Raw genomic sequence first — 17,104 nt, 5'->3', positions numbered from 1 at the left:
GCTGGTGGAGAAGCTGGGGGTTTTCCACCCCCAGACCCCTGAGGATATTTGGGGCCCGATGAAGGTCAGTTGCTGTCGAGCCCGGTCAGGGCGGCGGCGAATTCCTCGGGGTCGAAGGGGGCCAGATCGTCGATCTGTTCGCCGACGCCGATGGCGTGGATCGGCAGGCCGAACTTGTCGGCCAGCGCCACAAGCACGCCGCCCTTGGCCGTGCCGTCGAGCTTGGTCATCACCAGGCCCGAGACATCGGCCAGCTTGCGGAAGGTTTCCACTTGGCTGAGCGCGTTCTGGCCGGTGGTGGCGTCGAGCACCAGCAGGGTGTTGTGCGGGGCGGTTTCGTCGATCTTGCGGATGACGCGGACGATCTTGGCCAATTCCTCCATCAGGTCGGCGCGGTTCTGCAGGCGGCCGGCTGTGTCGATCATCAGCAGGTCGGCGCCTTCAGCTTGCGCCTTGGTCAGGGCGTCGAAAGCCAGCGAGGCGGGGTCGGAGCCTTCGGGCGCGGTCAGGACTGGAACTCCGGCGCGGTCGCCCCAGACCTGCAGCTGTTCCACGGCGGCGGCGCGGAAAGTGTCGCCCGCGGCGATGACCACCTTTTTGCCGGCGGCCTTGAACTGGCTGGCCAGCTTGCCGATCGTCGTGGTCTTGCCCGAGCCGTTGACGCCCACCACCAGCACCACCTGCGGGCGCTTGGGGTAGAGGGGCATCGGTTTTGCGACCGGCTCCATCACGCGGGCGATTTCCTGCGCCAGCAGTTGCTTGATTTCCTGGGTCGAGAGTTTGCGGCCATAGCGCCCCTCGGCCATGTTGGCGGTGACGCGCAGGGCGGTGTCGACGCCCATGTCCGAGGCGATCAGCAATTCCTCGAGCTGTTCGAGCATGTCGTCGTCCAGTGTGCGGCGCACCACAGGCCCGGCATCGCCGCGACCGAAGAGACGCCCGATCAGGCCTTTGGATTGCGCCTGTTCCGGCAGTTCCGGCGGAGGCGGGGCGGGCGTTGGGTCGGCCGGCTCGGGTGACGGTGTCTCGACCGGCTGCGGTGTAGGTGAGGGTTCGGGGATTTCCGGGACCGGTTGCGGCTCGGGCTCAGGCTGGGGGATGACCGGGTCGGGGGTGGGGGCGGTTTCTTCGCCGCCGTCCTCGACGATTGCCTCAAGCCCCTGTTCGAGGCGGGACGAGGATTTGAACAGCCGGTCCTTGAGCTTGGTAAAAAACGCCATCTTGGTCTCCGCAGGTGTCCCCTTCACCTAATGCGGAATGGCGGCAGTTGCAAAGGGTCAGGTGAAAGCCAGGAAAAAGCCGAACTGCGCGCCCCAGTAGAGCGGCCAGACCAGGTAGGGCGTCAGCCGCAGGGCCGGGTGGCCGGACGGCAGCAGGAACCTTTCGGTTGCCAGGATCAGGTCCGAGGCGATGAAGGCCATCGCGGCCGGCAGCGCCCATCGCAGCGCTCCGGCCTCGGGCAGGGCCAGAACGGTGATGCCCATGCCCAGAATGATCGGGATATAGGCCAGGACCGGTCCGCGCAGATCACCGGCCCGCTGGGCCAGCAGCGTGGCCATCACGATGCCCAGAATGACCAGCGTCCAGGCGTATCCGGGTTTGTCCAGGATCAGGTCGGTGTCGCTTGACGGATGGGTCAGGAACAGGGCGATGTATACCAGATGCCCGGCGGCGAACGCTCCGATGCCGGCCATGAAGGTGCCTTCGGTCTCACGCGATAGAAGGGCGTCGCCCAAGGCGCAGAGAGACAGCGCGAGGATCAGAAGCAGAGGGCCGGACTGCACCGCCGCCTCGACCGCCAACAGGGCGACGCTTGCGGTTTTCAACGCCGTGCGTAGCAGGCTGGCCGGACGGGCCGTCAGGGCCAGGTAGGCCAGGGCACAGGCCAGCGCCGCGAGTACGAGTATCGTCATGTCCTGCCTTCCGATGGCTCCGATGCAATGCAGTGTCGCCGCGGAGTGAGTTTGCGCTCAACCCATAACGTTGGGGCAGTGCGTTCCAAGATTGGCGCGCGGCCGTGGCATCTGCCAGAATGCAACGATGTGGATACGTTCGTTGATTCTCGGATCTTTGCTGGCCCAGCCGGTCGTCGCGCAGTCTCTGTCAGGGGCGGAATTCGATGCCTACACGCGCGGTAAAACCCTGTTCTACGGCTTTGGTGGAACGACCTATGGCGTCGAACGGTATTTGCCCAACCGGCGCGTGGTCTGGTCGTTTCTGGATGGCGACTGCAAGGAGGGCATCTGGTACGAACAGAACGGACAGATTTGCTTTGTTTACGAAGACCGCCCCGATCCGCAATGTTGGGTCTTTACCCGCTCGTCCCAGGGACTAATCGCGCAGTTCGAGGGCAACGCCGAAGCCACCGAACTTTACGAAGCAGCCGACGTCGACGAAGATATGATCTGTTACGGGCCCGAGGTCGGCGTCTGAACGTGGGCTTTCGTCAGAACAACGATCCTTGATCCGGGGCTGGTGGCTTGGACGGTTTCTTGGCGGTCGGGGTCGTCCCGGACAGCGGTGCGGTCTTCAATTCTCCATCGGCAAACTCGATGGTCAGTGCAGCGTGCTTGCTGGCTTGCGCCTTTGTGGTGACCACGCCGCTTTCGGAATGCACCACGGCGTAGCCGCGTTGAATCGTGGCTTTGTAGCTGAGCGTCTCGCGCAACCGGTCGGTCGCATCCAGTTGCTGGCGGAGCCGGTCCACCCGCAGGGTCTGCGCGGCCGTCATGCGCTGGGCCAGTTGGTTGACTCGGTCGCGCTGCTGCTGGATGTCGCGTTGGATCGGGCGGATCGAGAGACGCGCGGACAGGTTGTGCAGCGTGTCCCGCCGCGCGGCCACGAGGTTGCGCAGCGTTGACGGGCGCAGGTGCCCGGACAGTTCCACCACCTGCAGGCGGCGGTTTTGCACACCGCGTTGCAACGCTGGGGCTAGACGATCGGCAATCAGGTCCAGTCGCTGGCGCGGACCATCCAGTAGGGTCTCGGGGCGCGGCAGGGCGCGCGACAGATCGCGCAGGCGTTGGGCCCGGCGCTGCACGGCGTCGGTGGCTGCGCGGGACAGACGCGCGCCCTGTTCGCCGGTCCAGGCCAGCAGTTCCATCCGCACGGGAACCGCCAGTTCGGCGGCGGCGGTGGGGGTGGGCGCACGGCGGTCCGAGACATAGTCGATCAATGTGGTGTCGGTTTCGTGCCCCACGGCCGAGATCAACGGAATCTCGGACTCGGCGGCGGCGCGGGCGACGATTTCCTCATTGAATCCCCACAGATCCTCGATCGAGCCGCCACCGCGGGCGACGATGATCAGATCGGGGCGGGGCAGCGCGCCGCCGGGTGTCAGGCGGTTGAAGCCCTGAATGGCGTTGGCGACCTCGGACGCGCAATTGGCGCCCTGCACGGCCACGGGCCAGATCAGCACCTTGCGCGGGAAACGGTCGCGCAGGCGGTGCAGGATGTCGCGGATCACCGCGCCCGAGGGCGAGGTGACGACGCCGATGATCTGAGGCAGGAAGGGCAGGGGTTTCTTGCGCTCGGGCGCGAACAGGCCCTCGGATTCGAGCTGTTTCTTGCGCTTTTCCAGCAGCGCCATCAGCGCGCCTTGCCCGGCTACGGCCACCTCGTCGACGTTCAGGTTGTATTTCGACTGCGCGCCAAAAGCGGTGAGGCGGCCCGTGACGACGACTTCGAGCCCCTCTTCCGGCACCACCGACAGGCCCGCGATCTGGCCTTTCCACGTGGTGCAGGCCAGCACGTTCCGGTCGTCCTTGATGTCATAGTACAAATGCCCCGAGCGCGCCTTGAACACGCGCCCGACCTCGCCCCGCACGCGGATTCGGCCAAATGTGCCTTCCAGCGTGCGTTTCACCTCGCCCGAGATCTCGGACACGGTGTATTCGGGGGTATTCTGGCCGGGAATCGGATCGTCAAGCAGGTCGGACATTTCAGCGCCTTGTTTCGATTGCCCGCGCAGCTTAGAACGCCGCGCAGGCAAGGCCAAGCAGATCGGAGACTTTCATGAACATCCTCATTCTCGGCAGCGGCGGGCGCGAACACAGCCTGGCCTGGGCGGTGATGCAGAACCCCAAATGCGACCGCCTGATCGTGGCGCCGGGCAATGCCGGGATCGCGCAGATCGCCGATTGCGCGGCGCTGGATATAGAGAATGGCGGCGCGGTGGTCAGTTTCGCCGAGGAAAACGCGATTGATTTCGTGATCATCGGCCCCGAGGCGCCCTTGGCCGCCGGGGTGGCCGACCGGCTGCGCGAGGCGGACATTCTGGTGTTCGGCCCCTCTGCCGAGGCGGCGCGGCTGGAAGCCTCGAAAAGTTTCACCAAGGAAATCTGCGATGCGGCCGGTGCACCGACCGCCGCCTATGCCCGGTTTACCGAGGCCGAGCCAGCCAAGGCCTATATCCGTCAGCAGGGTGCGCCGATCGTGGTAAAGGCCGACGGTCTGGCCGCGGGCAAGGGCGTGATCGTAGCGATGGACGAGGCGACCGCGCTGGAGGCCGTGGACGACATGTTCGGCGGCGCCTTCGGTGGGGCCGGGGCCGAGGTGGTGATCGAGGAGTTCATGGACGGCGAAGAAGCCTCGCTGTTCGTGCTGTGCGACGGCGAGAACATCCTGTCGGTCGGCACCGCGCAGGACCACAAGCGCGTGGGCGAGGGCGATACCGGCCTGAACACCGGCGGCATGGGCGCCTATTCTCCGGCCCCGGTACTAAGTCCTGAGATTGAGGAGCGGGCGATGGATGAGATCGTGCGCCCGACGATGGCCGAGATGGCCCGGCGCGGCACGCCGTTCCAGGGGGTGCTGTATGCCGGTCTGATGATCAAGGACGGGCAGCCGCGGCTGGTGGAATACAACGTCCGCTTTGGCGACCCGGAATGTCAGGTGCTGATGATGCGGCTGGGGGCACAGGCGCTGGACTTGATGCACGCGGCGGCCGAGGGACGGCTGGGCGAGGTGCGGGTCAACTGGGCCGACGATCACGCCTTGACCGTGGTGATGGCCGCGCAGGGCTATCCCGGGGCATATGAAAAAGGCAGCGTGATCAACGGGCTGGGTGACTTGCCCGAGGACAGCAGCCATATGGTTTTTCACGCAGGCACCAAGGCGCAGGACGGGCAGGTTGTAGCCTCAGGGGGCCGGGTTCTGAACGTGACGGCGCGCGGAGCAACACTGCAAGAGGCGCGTGACAATGCTTATGCGATGGTCGAGGCCATCGATTGGCCGGGCGGCTTCTATCGCCGCGATATCGGTTGGCGGGCGCTTTGACGTTTGAGGGCCTGCAGGTAAGAGGGGCCTCGGCCGACGGCCTCACCTCGGGATTTCTTGACCAGATGAATCCCCGGATCAGCAGTTCAGCGCGCTCACAAGGGATTGTCGGTTTTTCAACGGGCCAAGATCCTGGGTTTGCCAGCCGCCATCGTAGCGGACAGCAATGATCCGGCGCCAATCGCCGCTGGCGACGATCAGCTCGGGTTGGCCGTTGCAGGTACGAAGGCCGCCTGAAATGAAATCCTCTCCGATCCGGTGATTGGTCAGGCCGGGGAGCGCGGCGATTTCCGTCAGTCGACCGTCTGAGAAGCTCCAGATGCGCAAGGTCTTGGCCAGGTGGGGGCGGTCGACATAGGCAATTTCAATATGCCCGTCGCCATTCAGGTCTGCCGCTCCGACGGGAGCCAGCCAGCGGAAACGGGTGCCGATATGCGGTGTCGCCGTCATGCGGCCGTGCGGGCCGTAGATGGCAAGGCGCGCGCCGTGCTGCGCGTCACTCTCCACCGCGATGACTTCTGGAAGACCGTCGCCCGTGACGTCGATCACGCGGGGCGCGAGGTCTTCGAAGACCAGATGATCGGGCAGCGTGAAGCTGCGGCGTTTGCCATCTGAAAGCGTGAGTTCAATCGAACCCCATTCGATCTGGTCACCCAGAACGCCGTGGGGATAGCGGGCGGTCGGATCCGTGTAGCGGGCGGTCGCTATGGTTTCGGCAGCCAAGGCAGGGCCCGCCAACCAAAGGCACACAGCCATCAGCGCGCCGCGCACGCGGCATGGCCAAAAGCGCACCGCCGGACGCGGCGCTTTGAAGCCGCAGCGCATGCCGCCGGACGAGCGGGGCATGCGCCGTCGCATCAGATCTGCTTTTCCGGCATCTGGACGACCAGCCCGTCCAGTTCGTCCGTCACCTTGATCTGGCAGGTCAGGCGCGAACGGGCCGGGTCGGGCTCGTAGGCGAAGTCCAGCATGTCTTCTTCCATGTCGTCCTTGGCAGGCAGTTTCTCGACCCAATCGGGATGGATGTAGACGTGACAGGTCGAGCAGGCGCAGGCGCCGCCGCAATCGGCCTCGATGCCGGGAATGTTGTTGTCACGGGCGCCTTCCATGACGGTCAGGCCGTTGGCGACCTCGACTGTGTGTTCGTTGCCGCCATGCTCGACATAGGTGATCTTTGCCATTGCTCGCGTCTTCCTTCTGCGGTGTTCAGGTTCCTCATTAGTCAAGGGATTTAGGTCTTTCCAGTGCCATTTGCGACCAATCGGGGCGTGATCGGGCAAACGGTCCGTCATTGTCGCCCAAATTCCACGCGTTCGCGCCGCAACCGAATGGTTTGGCCGGTTTGTTCCATCAAAGGTTGAGGCGCGGGTAACGGTTTCGATTGTTGCGTGCATGGATTTATGTTCAGGTCGTGAGACCGTGATTTGATAAGGGAGTGAGCAGATGCCGTTGACGGTTCAGGACGCAAAGATTGTGGTTGGGATGAACGAGCGGGGCGATGCCGAGCATGACATTGCCGCGTGGTTTGGCGAAAGTCAGGCGAAAATCGTGGAGGTGATCGACGGGATCAGCCATGGTTCTTTGGCAGCAGCGAATGACGATGAGCTTCATCCGGTCGGAGCACCGGGCCCCAAGGCTCTGCGGTTGCGCAGTGACGTTTTGCGGGCGCTGGATGCGTTGGACGGGGATGACTTGGCCAAGGCCAAGGCGGTTCTGCGGGAAGGTTTGGCCACGTTCAACGCGCATGACGCCAAGTGACCCTTGTCTGTGCTGCGGTCGCGCGCAGCGCATGACCTTTCTGGCTGTGGTTTCGGTCCCCTGCATCTAGACATTCAGGGCATTTGTTCTATTTTTGTTCTTATGCGTATCGCATCGACACCACAGCACAGTTCGGGTCGCCCATGGCCCAGGCCACCGGCCTGCCTTCCAGCCGACCGACTGGACGACCCGCCCGAGGGCGCGCGGGTTGCTGTGGCGGGATTGGTGATCCTGCGGCAGCGGCCTGGTACGGCCAAAGGGGTGATCTTCATCACGCTCGAAGACGAGACCGGCATCGTGAACGTGATTGTCTGGCGCAAGATCTATGAGCGGTTCCGCCGGGCGGTGATCTCGGGACGGTTGCTGCGGGTGACCGGGCGGATGCAGCGGGCCCATGCGGTGACCCATGTGATCGCGGAAGAGATCGAGGACATCTCGGGCATGCTGGACCTGCTGGTGCGGGGTGACGGGGCGGATGCCTACCGGCCCCAGCCGACTGCAGAGCACAATGAGTTCGCCAAAACGCGCAATTTCGGCTAGTCTTTTGCATCATGCGGTTGCCGGGGGGGGGCGCAGATGTCGACGAATTCGGCTGGCTTCGTGGGCAATATTCCAAGTCACTACGACGCGGGGTTGGGCCCGAATATCTTCACTGACTACGCAGACAGACTTGCCGCCCGTTGCGCCGAAGAGCCGGTGGCCAAGGCCATTGAACTGGCCGCAGGTACGGGGATCCTGAGCCGCAAGCTGTGCGATGTGCTGCCGACGGAGGCCCAAGTTCTGATCTCGGACCTGAACGCGCCCATGCTGGAGGTTGCAAAGGCCAAGTTCACGGCGGCGGACAACGTCGAGTTCGCGGTCGTCAACGCAATGGATCTACCGTTCGAAGACGGCGCGTTCGACCTGATTACCTGCCAGTTCGGGGTCATGTTCTTTCCCGACAAACCCGCTTCGTTCCTCGAGGCGGCGCGGGCGCTCAGACCGGGTGGGCGCTATGTTTTCAACGTGTGGAGCCCGATGTCCGAAAACCCGTTCTCGCAAGTCGCGCACGATGTGGGGGCGCATTTCTTTCCGCTGGATCCGCCGGGATTCTACAAGGTACCGTTTCACTATGGTGACCCTGAGGCTGTCTGGGTCGATCTGAGGGCCGCAGGCTGGACGAATATCGAACACGAAACGATCCGGTTGACGAAGACCATCGTCAACCCGGAAGCCTTTGCCCACGCTCTGGTTTTCGGCAACCCGTTGGTCGATGAAATACGAGAGCGCGGCGGCGTGGAACCCGCGGACGTGGCGGCGCGGATGTTCTCTGAATTGAAGCGCGTCTTTGGTCCGCAGGGCATGGCGATGCCACTGTCAGCGACCACGTTCGTCTGCCGAAAGACCTGACGGTAGGTCGCGCACACTCCGACCCGGATCAGAAAAAACCCAATGACGATCAGGCCAACAACGCCTGACCGTTCTTAAGGTGACGCGAAATCAGACCGCGCTGCTTGTGACCCTTTGGGATCAGGGCGGCTGGCAGCGGTTCAAAGCCGGGGTCCTCAAGCTCGGGGAACAGGGCCAATATCTCGGCGCGAGCCGCCTCGGGGATGGATTTCAGCGCTTGGGGACCGGCGAAGAGGCTTTCGCTTGGGGTGTCGTTGGCAAAGATGACCTGATGCGCGTCGAAAAGAAGGTGGAAATAGCAAACGGATTCCGTGGCACAGACCCGGTCAATGCCGTCCAGCGGCAGCAGCGACTTGGCCGAAACCAGCACCTCGTTGGTGTTGAACATGCGCTGCGCGATCTTTGACCGCACCAGAATGCGGTGCTGGGGTGAAACGATCAGGTCCTGTGTTGGCAGCCCTGCGCAGAGCGCGCCGGCGGAAATCCGGATGGGAACCAGTTTCGGATTGGCGGAGAAGTCGACGCTGTCCAGCTCACGGCGCCCGATCCAGCGGATCGGTTCATAGCTGCCGGCGTAGGTCAGAACCAGATCTCCGACCGACAGGTCTTCGATCTTTTTTGTCCCGTTCTTGGTAGTGATCAGTGTGCCGGCGGTAAAGCATGGGACATTCGAAATCGGCGATGCCTGACCATCACTGCTGCCGGCAACCTCATAGGTCGTACCGGGCGTTGGCAGGACAGGACCGCTGATGCCGACATTCACACCGTCGATGCGAATGACCCAGAACGTGTCGCCGGAAGTTGTCGTAAAACCGAACTCAAGCTCGACCTGATCGCCGGGCTGAAAGGTCTGTCCGTTGATCGTCACCGCCTGGCTCAATACCTGGTCGTTGTTGGCCGTACTGGGCGACGACCCGTCTCCGGGCGTGTCGATGTAACCGTCCGAAAACAGCTGGCTGGCCGTGCCGTCGTCATCCTGAACGTTGATCACGGTCAGTGCGGCACCGGCATTCAAGGAAAAGGTCGTTCCGACAGGATAGCCGACTGTGTTGTTCGTCGATGCGCCGGTCCATTGGTCGAACCCGTAAATCGGAACCGTGAAATTGAATGTCGCCAAACCTTAACTCCTTGTTACCGCTTGTAGTTACAGAACGGCCAACGCGCAATTCAACTGTCGTCAGGGTCTTGATGCAGAAAGAGGTGCGATTCGCACCTAATTGCCTGAAATTTCAGCATTTGGTGAACTCTACCGTTTGAACAAAACGTTCTGCGCGTCTTTGCTGCGATGATCTCCGCGCAGCTCGGCATGCAGGGCACGTCCCGCCTGAACTCCGGGGCGGGCTCCCACGGTTTCCAGCCACCGGGCAAAGTGGGGCTTGTCCTCCAGCGTCTGCTGCTGACCCTCCCACAGGCTCGCCCAGCCCCAAATCGACATATCGGCGATCGAATAGAAGTCGCCGGCAACATACTCGTTGTCGGCAAGGCGCCGGTCCAGAACGCCGTACAGGCGCGCAACCTCGGTGCGATAGCGGTCCTTGGCATAGGGCAGGTCTTGCGGCGGGTCCAACTGGGGGGCATATTTCAGAAAGTGGTGTGCCTGTCCGGCCATCGGTCCGACGCCACCCATCTGCCACATCAGCCATTCCTCGACCGCGATCCGGTCACGCTCGGTCGACCCGTAGAACCGGCCGGTCTTGCGGGCCAGATACATCAGGATCGCGCCGCTTTCGAAAACCGAGATTGGTGCGCCATCCGGGCCGTCTGGGTCGACGATCGCCGGCATCCGGTTGTTGGGCGAAATCTTCAGAAACTCGGGCGCGAACTGATCGCCCTTGCCGATGTTTATGAGGTGGGTCTGGTAGGGCAGCCCCATCTCCTCAAGGGCAATGGATACTTTCCAGCCATTTGGCGTGGGCCAGAAATACAGGTCGATCGGGTGTGTCATGGGGCCTCCGTGTTGTGGGACGATCATGAGCCATTCGCCGCAAAGGGCAAGTGCGCGGTGGATGTCGCGGCTTGACGCCCGCGCGCCCGAGGCGTATGCGCAATCCAGAAACCACGTGGCGATTTGTTACCGGATTGCGGGCCACGCTAAACAACACCGCTAAAAGGTCAGGATGAAAGACCCCTTTCGCTTGACCGCGTCTGGGGTTTTTTTGATTTGCCCTCGGGTTTCGGGGCCGAAAGGTAAAGACATGAGCGAAAGCTGGAACAAACGCACCCAAGCCGTCCACGGCGGTATCCGTCGCAGCCAGTACAACGAAGTCAGCGAGGCGATTTTCCTGACGCAGGGGTTCGTCTACGACACCGCCGAGCAGGCCGAAGCTCGGTTCATCGAGACTGGCCCGGACGAGTTCATCTATGCCCGTTATGGCAACCCGACGGTTGCGATGTTCGAACAGCGCATCGCTGCGCTTGAGGGGGCCGAGGATGGTTTTGCGACGGCGTCCGGTATGGCGGCCGTGAACGGGGCGCTGACCTCGATGCTGAAGGCGGGCGATCACGTGGTTTCGGCCAAGGCCCTGTTCGGGTCGTGCCTGTACATTCTGGAGAATATCCTGACCCGCTATGGTGTCGAGGTGACCTTTGTCGACGGTACGGACATGGACCAATGGAAGGCCGCGATCCGGCCCGACACCAAGGCCGTGTTCTTCGAATCCATGTCGAACCCCACGCTCGAAGTCATCGACATTCGCGCGGTGGCAGAACTGGCCCATGCGGTGGGGGCCACCGTGATCGTCGACAACGTGTTCTCGACGCCGGTGTTCTCGCAAGCGATCGCGCAGGGCGCGGATGTGGTGGTTTACTCGGGCACCAAGCATATCGACGGGCAGGGACGCGCGCTGGGCGGCGTGATCCTGGGCGCCAAGGAGTTCATTCGCGGAACGGTCGAGCCGTACCTCAAACACACGGGCGGCGCACTCAGCCCGTTCAACGCCTGGATCATGCTCAAGGGGCTGGAAACGTTGGCCCTGCGAGTCAATGCCCAGGCCGAGACGGCGCAGAAACTGGCCGACGCGCTGGAAGGCCATGAGACGCTGGAGCGGATCATGTATCCGGGCCTGAAATCTCATGCTCAGAACGCTCTGGTGCAGAGCCAACTGGGGGGCAAGGGCGGTACGGTCCTGTCGCTGGACATCAAGGGAGGCAAGGACGCGGCCTTCCGGTTCCTTAACGCGCTGACGATCCCGGTGATTTCGAACAATCTGGGCGATGCCAAGTCCATCGCAACCCATCCGGCAACGACCACGCACCAGCGGTTGAGCGATGCGCAGAAATACGAATTGGGGATCACGCCCGGTTTGATCCGCTTTTCTGTCGGGCTCGAGGATGCCGACGATCTGCTGGAAGATATCCGGCAGGCATTGTCGGCTGCCGCGGTGTGACGGCGGACACGCGCCGTTGAACACATCGGCAACCGCGCATTGTCGCCCGGGTAAAAGGGCGCAATCCGTTCGGAAATGGCGGTTTTGCGATGGTTTTTTCGATCCGGGCTGCTATCTCAACCGTATTGGGTTACACTGCGGTTTCCGCCGCAGTCAGAGATGGCCTGACGACACACCGAGGATACGCAGCCAATGAACATTCATTCGCGCGACATTGACGAAAAACCTGATCGGGACGAGGCCGCTGCGGCTCTCAAGGTCCTGCGGAAATGGGCAAAGGGCGCCAGCGAGGCCGAGATCAGCCAGCTTGATCCAGCCGTGGCGCGCTTGGTGCCCGGGTTGATGCCGGACAACTACCCTTCGATGTCACGTGAATACCCCGAAGACTTCAAAGTCGATGAAGCCTACAAATCTGCGTTGCCCGATCTCCAGAACGGCCCGTCCAGCCTGATCCGCGGTGCGAAACAGCAGATCCAGCATGTGGGCATCTCGAATTTCCGCCTGCCGATCCGGTTTCACAGCAAGAACGGTCCGGACCTGACGCTGGAAACCTCGGTCACGGGCACCGTCAGCCTCGAGGCCGAGAAAAAGGGCATCAACATGTCCCGGATCATGCGGTCCTTTTACAAGCATGCCGAGCGTACGTTCAGTTTCGAGGTGATGGAATCCGCCCTGAGCGATTATCTGACCGACCTCGACAGTTTCGATGCAAGGCTTCAGATGCGCTTCTCCTATCCCGATCGGGTCAAAAGCCTGCGTTCGGGGCTTGAGGGATATCAGTATTACGACATCGCGCTTGAACTGGTCGAACAAGGCGGCGTGCGTCAGAAGATCATGCATCTCGACTATGTCTATTCTTCGACCTGCCCATGCTCGCTGGAACTCAGCGAACACGCCCGGTCGGTGCGCGGACAGCTTGCGACGCCGCATTCGCAGCGTTCCGTGGCGCGCATTTCGGTCGTGGTCGATTGTGACGCCGATTGCCTGTGGTTCGAGGATCTGATCGCCCTGTGCCGCCGTGCCGTCCCCACCGAAACCCAGGTGATGGTCAAGCGCGAGGACGAACAGGCCTTTGCTGAGCTGAACGCCGCCAACCCCATCTTTGTCGAAGACGCCGCGCGTCTGTTCTGTGCCGAGCTGCTGGCCGATCATCACGTGGGTGACTTCCGCGTCATCGCCAGCCATCAGGAAAGTCTGCACAGCCACGATGCGGTATCGATTCTGACCGAGGGGCCGACTTTTGCATCCACCAGCCTGGACCCGCGCCTGTTCACGACGCTGTTCCACGTCGGCTGACCCGAAAAGCGCCGCGAAAACCGGCGTATATTGGGCGATAGGCGCCTTTTTGCCGCAATGCAGCAGAAAATGCTGCGTGTGCGCGATTATTTGCATACATTGAAGGTGAATGCAGCTGTGGCGCGCCATGTCAGTTGTGGCGCACCACCCCGAAAGGAAGCCGGGACGTGTTACGCCTTGGACTGCAATACACCTTCGTCCGTCCGCGCGATCGGAACGGCAAGGGCTTTTCTACCTCGGAAATCGGGCTGCTTCATTGCTACAGGAGAGACTTGGAATGAATCCCATTGCCCAACAGCTTGAGCTGCAGGCCGCCGCCGTTCGTCTGGCCGGCTATGCCGTGACCAGCCAGATGAAAATGATGCAGGCATTTGCTCAAACCGTGTTCCCCATGCCGGTTGCGTCGGTCACCGAACCAACGAAGCCGGCCGTGAAGTCGGCCAAGAAACCGGTGGCGCGAACCACGGCCAAACCCGCTGCAAAGAAGGCGAAACCTGTGGTCCGGGTCAAGGCCAAGACGGTCGCAAAGCCGGCTCCGAAGCCGAAGGCACCCGCAAAAGCCGCACCGAAACCGGTCACGAAGGCCACAGCCAAGCCCAAAACGCCGCCTGCAACGGCTCAAAAACCGTCGCAGCCCGTCGCAACGGCCACCCCTGCACAGCGCGTCACTCCGGTCGCATCGGAGAAACCCGCAACGGCCGTGACGCCCAAGGCCAAGCCCACCGAGGCAAAACCTGCGGCTTCAACCGAAGAAGCCAAGGCCAAAAAGCCCGTAGCGGCTGCAACAACCAAACCCGCCGAGGCACCGAAACCGGCCACGCGCCGCACGCGTGCGCCGTCCAAGCCACCGGCCATGCCGCCCGTGGCTGAAAAAATGGACGACTGATCACAGATCATCTGCTTGACACTTTCGGGCCGGCGCGCCAACGCTGCCCGTCATGATGGATCTTCGCCCGGTCGGATATGTGATTGGCTTGCTGGTCGCCATACTTGGGGCGACCATGCTGTTGCCGATGCTTGCGGACATCATCGAGGGTCGGGGCGAGTGGAACGTTTTCTTTGAAAGCGGCGTCATCACGATCCTGACCGGCGTGGTTCTGGCCATGAGCTGCTCGAACGGTGTGGGCGAGGGGCTGACCATCCGTCAGACCTTTTTGCTGACCACCGGCGTCTGGGTCGCGCTGCCGCTCTTCGGGGCAATCCCCTTCGTGTTCGGTGAGACCGAGCTTCGATTTGTCGATGCCTATTTCGAAGCCATGTCCGGGTTAACCACCACCGGGTCGACAGTCATTTCCGGGTTGGATGATTTGCCGCGTGGCCTGCTTTTGTGGCGCGGTTTGCTGCAATGGCTGGGCGGGATCGGCATCATTGTCGTGGCCATGGTTTTCCTACCCGAGCTCAAGGTCGGCGGTATGCAGATCTTCCGCTCGGAAGGATTTGAAACCATGGGGAAAATCCTTCCTCGCGCGCAAGAGATCGCGGGCCAGATTTCGCTGATCTATGTTTTCCTGACCGTAGCCTGCGCCCTGGTTTACGCCGGTTTGGGCATGAACTTTTTCGACGCGGTTGTTCACGCGTTCACAACCATGTCCACCGGCGGGTTCTCGAACTATGACGCTTCGTTCGGTACGTTCTCGGGGCCCGCGGAATACGCCGCGTCCGTATTCATGATCCTCGCTGCTCTGCCGTTCGTGCGGTATGTGCAGTTCGTCAACGGCCGGACAGGCTCGATCCTGGAAGATAGCCAGATCAGGGCCTTTCTGGCCACGATTGCCGTTCTGGTGGTGATCATGGCGGTCTTTCTGACATCGGTCTTTCCGCACCACTGGGAACAGGCGGTGCGCGAGTCGCTGTTCAACATCACCTCGATCATTTCCGGCACCGGCTACGCCAGTGTCGATTACATGACCTGGGGGAGTTTTCCGATCATGATGTTTTTCATGATCGGCCTGATCGGTGGTTGCGCCGGTTCTACGGCCTGCTCCATCAAGATCTTCCGCTATCAGTTGCTGATTGCGTCCATCAAGGCTCAGATCAGTCGGATCCGGTCGCCGCACGGGGTGTTCGTGCCCAAATATGATGGCCGCGCCATCAGCCGCGATGTCCTGACATCGGTCATGAGCTTTTTCATGTTCTTCGCGCTTTCGCTGGGGGCGTTGTCCTGGGCGCTGGCGCTGACTGGTCTGGATTTCATCACAGCGGTATCCGGTGCAGCGACGGCCCTTGCCAATGTCGGCCCCGGTTTGGGTGATCAGATCGGCCCCGCAGGGAATTTCGCAGGGCTGAACGACACGGCCAAGTGGTTGCTGACCTTCGGAATGCTAACCGGCCGGCTGGAGCTGATGGCCGTGTATGTCCTGTTCACCATTCGGTTCTGGAGAGGCTGATGAAAAGACCATTGGGCGCCCAAATCTCGCACATGCTCAAGGATCGGGGGGTCGAAGTCATTTTCGGCATTCCCGGTGTGCACAATCAGGAAATGTACCGTGGAATCGAAGAAGCGGGCATTACTCATGTGCTGGCGCGGCATGAGCAGGGCGCGGGCTTCATGGCTGACGGTTATGCAAGGGCGACGGGCAAGCCCGGCGTGGCCTACGTGATCACTGGTCCTGGCCTATGCAACGTCATGACGCCGATGGGGCAGGGCTATACCGACTCGGTTCCGATGCTGGTTCTGTCGTCCTGTCTGAGCGAAACGCAGGCACAGCGCGGCCAGTTGCACCAGATGAAAGACCAGCGCGCGGCCGCTGAATGCGTGACCGACTGGTCCTGCCAGGCAAACGACGCACAATCGGCCTATGGCCTGATCGAACGCGCCTTTGAGGAGTTCGCGCTGAAACGCCCGCGTCCCAAGCATATCCAGGTCCCGATCGCGCAGTTGGAGGCCGAGGCCGACCCCGCTCCTTTTCCGAACCAGGACGCGGTGCGGGTCAAGGCTCTGGCGCCGGACATTGCGCCGGTTCTGTCGCTGCTGAACATCGCACGGCGGCCGCTGTTCATACTGGGTGGTGGGTCGCGGTCGAACCTGTGGCGCCAGATTCTGTCCCAGCTTGGTGCGGCCTGTTTCACCACTTACGCGGGGCGTGGGTTGGTCGGCACCGGCTATGCCCTTGATTTCGGAGCGACCTTGCCGCGACCCGGCAGTGCCGAGGTGATTGGGTCGGCCGATCTGGTCATCGCGGTCGGTGCCGAATTGGGTGAGGTCGACCTTTGGCGCGACCGGTTGGGCCACAAGGCGACCTTGGTGCGGGTTGACCTCGACCCCGAGGTGCTGGCCGACCGGCACCGGGCGACGGTCAAGCTGCAGGCCGACGGCGAAAGTTTTGCCCATGCACTGTGGTCCGCGACCCAAGACTGCAAACCGGCCACCGGCTGGTCGCCGGAAGAGGTGGCCGAAGCCCGAGCGCGCTGGCGCGCCGAGGTCGACGCGGAAAGACCGGGTATCGTGCCGGTTGCCGACGCCTTGCGTGCAGCGATGCCCGCCGACACCATGATCTATTCCGACATGACCCAGTTCGCCTATGTCGCGAAAGAGGTCTGGGACATGGCGCGCCCATACCACTGGCACCACCCGACCGGGTTCGGCACCCTGGGCTATGCACTGCCGGCCGGGATCGGCGGCGCGGTTGCGCGGCGCGGAAAGCCAACTGCCGTGATCGCGGGTGACTACGGGTTCCACTATACGATGCAGGAACTGGGTGCGGCGGTCGAGCTGGGGTTGTCGCTGCCCATCATCCTTTGGGACAACGGCAAGCTGAAAGAGATCGAGGACAGCATGGTCGGCAGCCAGATTGCTCCGAACGCGGTTGTCGCGCGCAACCCTGATTTCTGCAAGCTGGCCGAGGCTTTCGGTGCGCGGTCGGCCGCTCCGAACTCGCTACCTGAAATGCAGGCTGCCGTTCGCGCAGCCTTTGACGCGCCCGTGCCGACCCTTGTGCACGTCACGCCCGATATCTTGAAGGGCTAAAAAGGCGCCGCAATGTCCTGCGGCGCCCTCA

Annotated in this window: 17 protein-coding genes and 1 riboswitch; of the genes, 10 read left to right on the top strand and 7 right to left on the bottom strand. The window is 62.4% G+C overall.

The genetic code is table 11. From position 1 onward, the window contains the following. Positions 1–65: 65 nt before the first annotated feature. On the bottom strand, positions 66–1,220 hold the full coding sequence (gene ftsY / locus ACR0MM_RS05200) for a signal recognition particle-docking protein FtsY (RefSeq protein ID WP_480694812.1): 1,155 nt from the start codon (positions 1,218–1,220) through the stop codon (positions 66–68). A gap of 57 nt (positions 1,221–1,277) precedes the next feature. Beyond that, positions 1,278–1,913 carry a lysoplasmalogenase gene (locus tag ACR0MM_RS05195; RefSeq protein ID WP_170437992.1) on the bottom strand — a complete coding sequence of 212 codons (636 nt, stop codon included), beginning with the start codon at positions 1,911–1,913 and terminating at the stop codon, positions 1,278–1,280. A 127-nt stretch (positions 1,914–2,040) separates the two neighbouring features. On the opposite strand from ACR0MM_RS05195, the gene ACR0MM_RS05190 reads away from it, so the two are divergent. Next, a complete protein-coding gene (locus ACR0MM_RS05190) occupies positions 2,041–2,433 on the top strand; it encodes a hypothetical protein (protein WP_480694810.1) in 393 nt (130 codons plus the stop codon). 13 nt (positions 2,434–2,446) lie between these two features. On the opposite strand, the gene xseA is transcribed toward ACR0MM_RS05190, so the two are convergent. Then, on the bottom strand, positions 2,447–3,940 hold the full coding sequence (gene xseA, locus ACR0MM_RS05185; protein WP_480694808.1) for an exodeoxyribonuclease VII large subunit: 1,494 nt from the start codon (positions 3,938–3,940) through the stop codon (positions 2,447–2,449). A 74-nt stretch (positions 3,941–4,014) separates the two neighbouring features. Between xseA and purD the strand changes: the two genes are divergently transcribed. Further along, a complete protein-coding gene (purD, locus tag ACR0MM_RS05180; RefSeq protein WP_480694806.1) occupies positions 4,015–5,277 on the top strand; it encodes a phosphoribosylamine--glycine ligase in 1,263 nt (420 codons plus the stop codon). Positions 5,278–5,355: 78 nt separating this feature from the next. Here the strand turns inward: purD and ACR0MM_RS05175 are convergent, their stop codons facing one another. Both ACR0MM_RS05175 and ACR0MM_RS05170 read right to left on the bottom strand, forming a co-directional pair. Beyond that, on the bottom strand, positions 5,356–6,102 hold the full coding sequence (locus tag ACR0MM_RS05175) for an FG-GAP repeat domain-containing protein (RefSeq protein ID WP_480695332.1): 747 nt from the start codon (positions 6,100–6,102) through the stop codon (positions 5,356–5,358). Between the two features lie 32 nt (positions 6,103–6,134). After that, entirely contained in the window at positions 6,135–6,458 is a 324-nt protein-coding gene (locus tag ACR0MM_RS05170; RefSeq protein ID WP_170338356.1) for a 2Fe-2S iron-sulfur cluster-binding protein, read from the bottom strand. A 262-nt stretch (positions 6,459–6,720) separates the two neighbouring features. On the opposite strand from ACR0MM_RS05170, the gene ACR0MM_RS05165 reads away from it, so the two are divergent. From ACR0MM_RS05165 to ACR0MM_RS05155, 3 genes are all read left to right on the top strand, one after another. Continuing rightward, positions 6,721–7,035: a hypothetical protein gene (locus tag ACR0MM_RS05165; RefSeq protein WP_170523111.1), complete on the top strand. Its 315-nt coding sequence runs from the start codon at positions 6,721–6,723 to the stop codon at positions 7,033–7,035. A gap of 102 nt (positions 7,036–7,137) precedes the next feature. Continuing rightward, complete coding sequence (locus ACR0MM_RS05160; RefSeq protein ID WP_480694803.1) at positions 7,138–7,575, top strand: OB-fold nucleic acid binding domain-containing protein; 438 nt, start codon at positions 7,138–7,140, stop codon at positions 7,573–7,575. Positions 7,576–7,611: 36 nt separating this feature from the next. Beyond that, on the top strand, positions 7,612–8,424 hold the full coding sequence (locus ACR0MM_RS05155; protein WP_480694801.1) for a class I SAM-dependent methyltransferase: 813 nt from the start codon (positions 7,612–7,614) through the stop codon (positions 8,422–8,424). 49 nt (positions 8,425–8,473) lie between these two features. On the opposite strand, the gene ACR0MM_RS05150 is transcribed toward ACR0MM_RS05155, so the two are convergent. Both ACR0MM_RS05150 and ACR0MM_RS05145 read right to left on the bottom strand, forming a co-directional pair. After that, positions 8,474–9,541 carry a Hint domain-containing protein gene (locus tag ACR0MM_RS05150; RefSeq protein WP_480694799.1) on the bottom strand — a complete coding sequence of 356 codons (1,068 nt, stop codon included), beginning with the start codon at positions 9,539–9,541 and terminating at the stop codon, positions 8,474–8,476. A 129-nt stretch (positions 9,542–9,670) separates the two neighbouring features. Continuing rightward, positions 9,671–10,369 (bottom strand): glutathione S-transferase N-terminal domain-containing protein, encoded by a 699-nt coding sequence (locus tag ACR0MM_RS05145; protein WP_480694797.1) that lies wholly within the window; start codon positions 10,367–10,369, stop codon positions 9,671–9,673. Positions 10,370–10,474: 105 nt separating this feature from the next. After that, positions 10,475–10,552: riboswitch (SAM riboswitch) on the top strand. Between the two features lie 67 nt (positions 10,553–10,619). Here ACR0MM_RS05145 and metZ point away from each other — a divergent pair. The 5 genes from metZ (at position 10,620) to ACR0MM_RS05120 (ending at position 17,073) form a co-directional block, all read left to right on the top strand. Continuing rightward, on the top strand, positions 10,620–11,810 hold the full coding sequence (metZ, locus tag ACR0MM_RS05140; RefSeq protein WP_480694795.1) for an O-succinylhomoserine sulfhydrylase: 1,191 nt from the start codon (positions 10,620–10,622) through the stop codon (positions 11,808–11,810). A 192-nt stretch (positions 11,811–12,002) separates the two neighbouring features. Then, the gene (gene folE2 / locus ACR0MM_RS05135; RefSeq protein ID WP_170358571.1) at positions 12,003–13,106 is read left to right on the top strand and encodes a GTP cyclohydrolase FolE2; all 1,104 of its coding nucleotides are present in this window, start codon (positions 12,003–12,005) and stop codon (positions 13,104–13,106) included. Positions 13,107–13,383: 277 nt separating this feature from the next. Next, entirely contained in the window at positions 13,384–13,992 is a 609-nt protein-coding gene (locus ACR0MM_RS05130; RefSeq protein WP_480694793.1) for a hypothetical protein, read from the top strand. 52 nt (positions 13,993–14,044) lie between these two features. Next, positions 14,045–15,493, top strand: coding sequence for a TrkH family potassium uptake protein (locus tag ACR0MM_RS05125; RefSeq protein ID WP_170418083.1), 1,449 nt, complete (start codon positions 14,045–14,047; stop codon positions 15,491–15,493). Beyond that, positions 15,493–17,073, top strand: coding sequence for a thiamine pyrophosphate-binding protein (locus ACR0MM_RS05120; RefSeq protein WP_480694791.1), 1,581 nt, complete (start codon positions 15,493–15,495; stop codon positions 17,071–17,073). The genes ACR0MM_RS05125 and ACR0MM_RS05120 overlap by 1 nt, the downstream gene beginning before the upstream one ends. Positions 17,074–17,104: the final 31 nt, after the last annotated feature.

Source organism: Ruegeria sp. BC6, assembly GCF_056539185.1.
Note: the sequence above shows the minus strand (reverse complement) of the source record. Positions and strands in the feature narration are given on the sequence as shown.

Bases quoted from the DNA above. Each gene is read 5' to 3' on its own strand.
- ACR0MM_RS05145 (WP_480694797.1), bottom strand. From the start codon at position 10,369: ATGACACACCCGATCGACCTGTATTTCTGGCCCACGCCAAATGGCTGG.
- metZ (WP_480694795.1), top strand. From the start codon at position 10,620: ATGAGCGAAAGCTGGAACAAACGCACCCAAGCCGTCCACGGCGGTATC.
- ACR0MM_RS05175 (WP_480695332.1), bottom strand. From the start codon at position 6,102: ATGCGCTGCGGCTTCAAAGCGCCGCGTCCGGCGGTGCGCTTTTGGCCA.
- xseA (WP_480694808.1), bottom strand. From the start codon at position 3,940: ATGTCCGACCTGCTTGACGATCCGATTCCCGGCCAGAATACCCCCGAA.
- purD (WP_480694806.1), top strand. From the start codon at position 4,015: ATGAACATCCTCATTCTCGGCAGCGGCGGGCGCGAACACAGCCTGGCC.
- ACR0MM_RS05165 (WP_170523111.1), top strand. From the start codon at position 6,721: ATGCCGTTGACGGTTCAGGACGCAAAGATTGTGGTTGGGATGAACGAG.
- ACR0MM_RS05190 (WP_480694810.1), top strand. From the start codon at position 2,041: ATGTGGATACGTTCGTTGATTCTCGGATCTTTGCTGGCCCAGCCGGTC.
- ACR0MM_RS05195 (WP_170437992.1), bottom strand. From the start codon at position 1,913: ATGACGATACTCGTACTCGCGGCGCTGGCCTGTGCCCTGGCCTACCTG.
- ACR0MM_RS05170 (WP_170338356.1), bottom strand. From the start codon at position 6,458: ATGGCAAAGATCACCTATGTCGAGCATGGCGGCAACGAACACACAGTC.
- ACR0MM_RS05130 (WP_480694793.1), top strand. From the start codon at position 13,384: ATGAATCCCATTGCCCAACAGCTTGAGCTGCAGGCCGCCGCCGTTCGT.
- ftsY (WP_480694812.1), bottom strand. From the start codon at position 1,220: ATGGCGTTTTTTACCAAGCTCAAGGACCGGCTGTTCAAATCCTCGTCC.
- folE2 (WP_170358571.1), top strand. From the start codon at position 12,003: ATGAACATTCATTCGCGCGACATTGACGAAAAACCTGATCGGGACGAG.
- ACR0MM_RS05155 (WP_480694801.1), top strand. From the start codon at position 7,612: ATGTCGACGAATTCGGCTGGCTTCGTGGGCAATATTCCAAGTCACTAC.
- ACR0MM_RS05120 (WP_480694791.1), top strand. From the start codon at position 15,493: ATGAAAAGACCATTGGGCGCCCAAATCTCGCACATGCTCAAGGATCGG.
- ACR0MM_RS05125 (WP_170418083.1), top strand. From the start codon at position 14,045: ATGATGGATCTTCGCCCGGTCGGATATGTGATTGGCTTGCTGGTCGCC.
- ACR0MM_RS05160 (WP_480694803.1), top strand. From the start codon at position 7,138: ATGCGTATCGCATCGACACCACAGCACAGTTCGGGTCGCCCATGGCCC.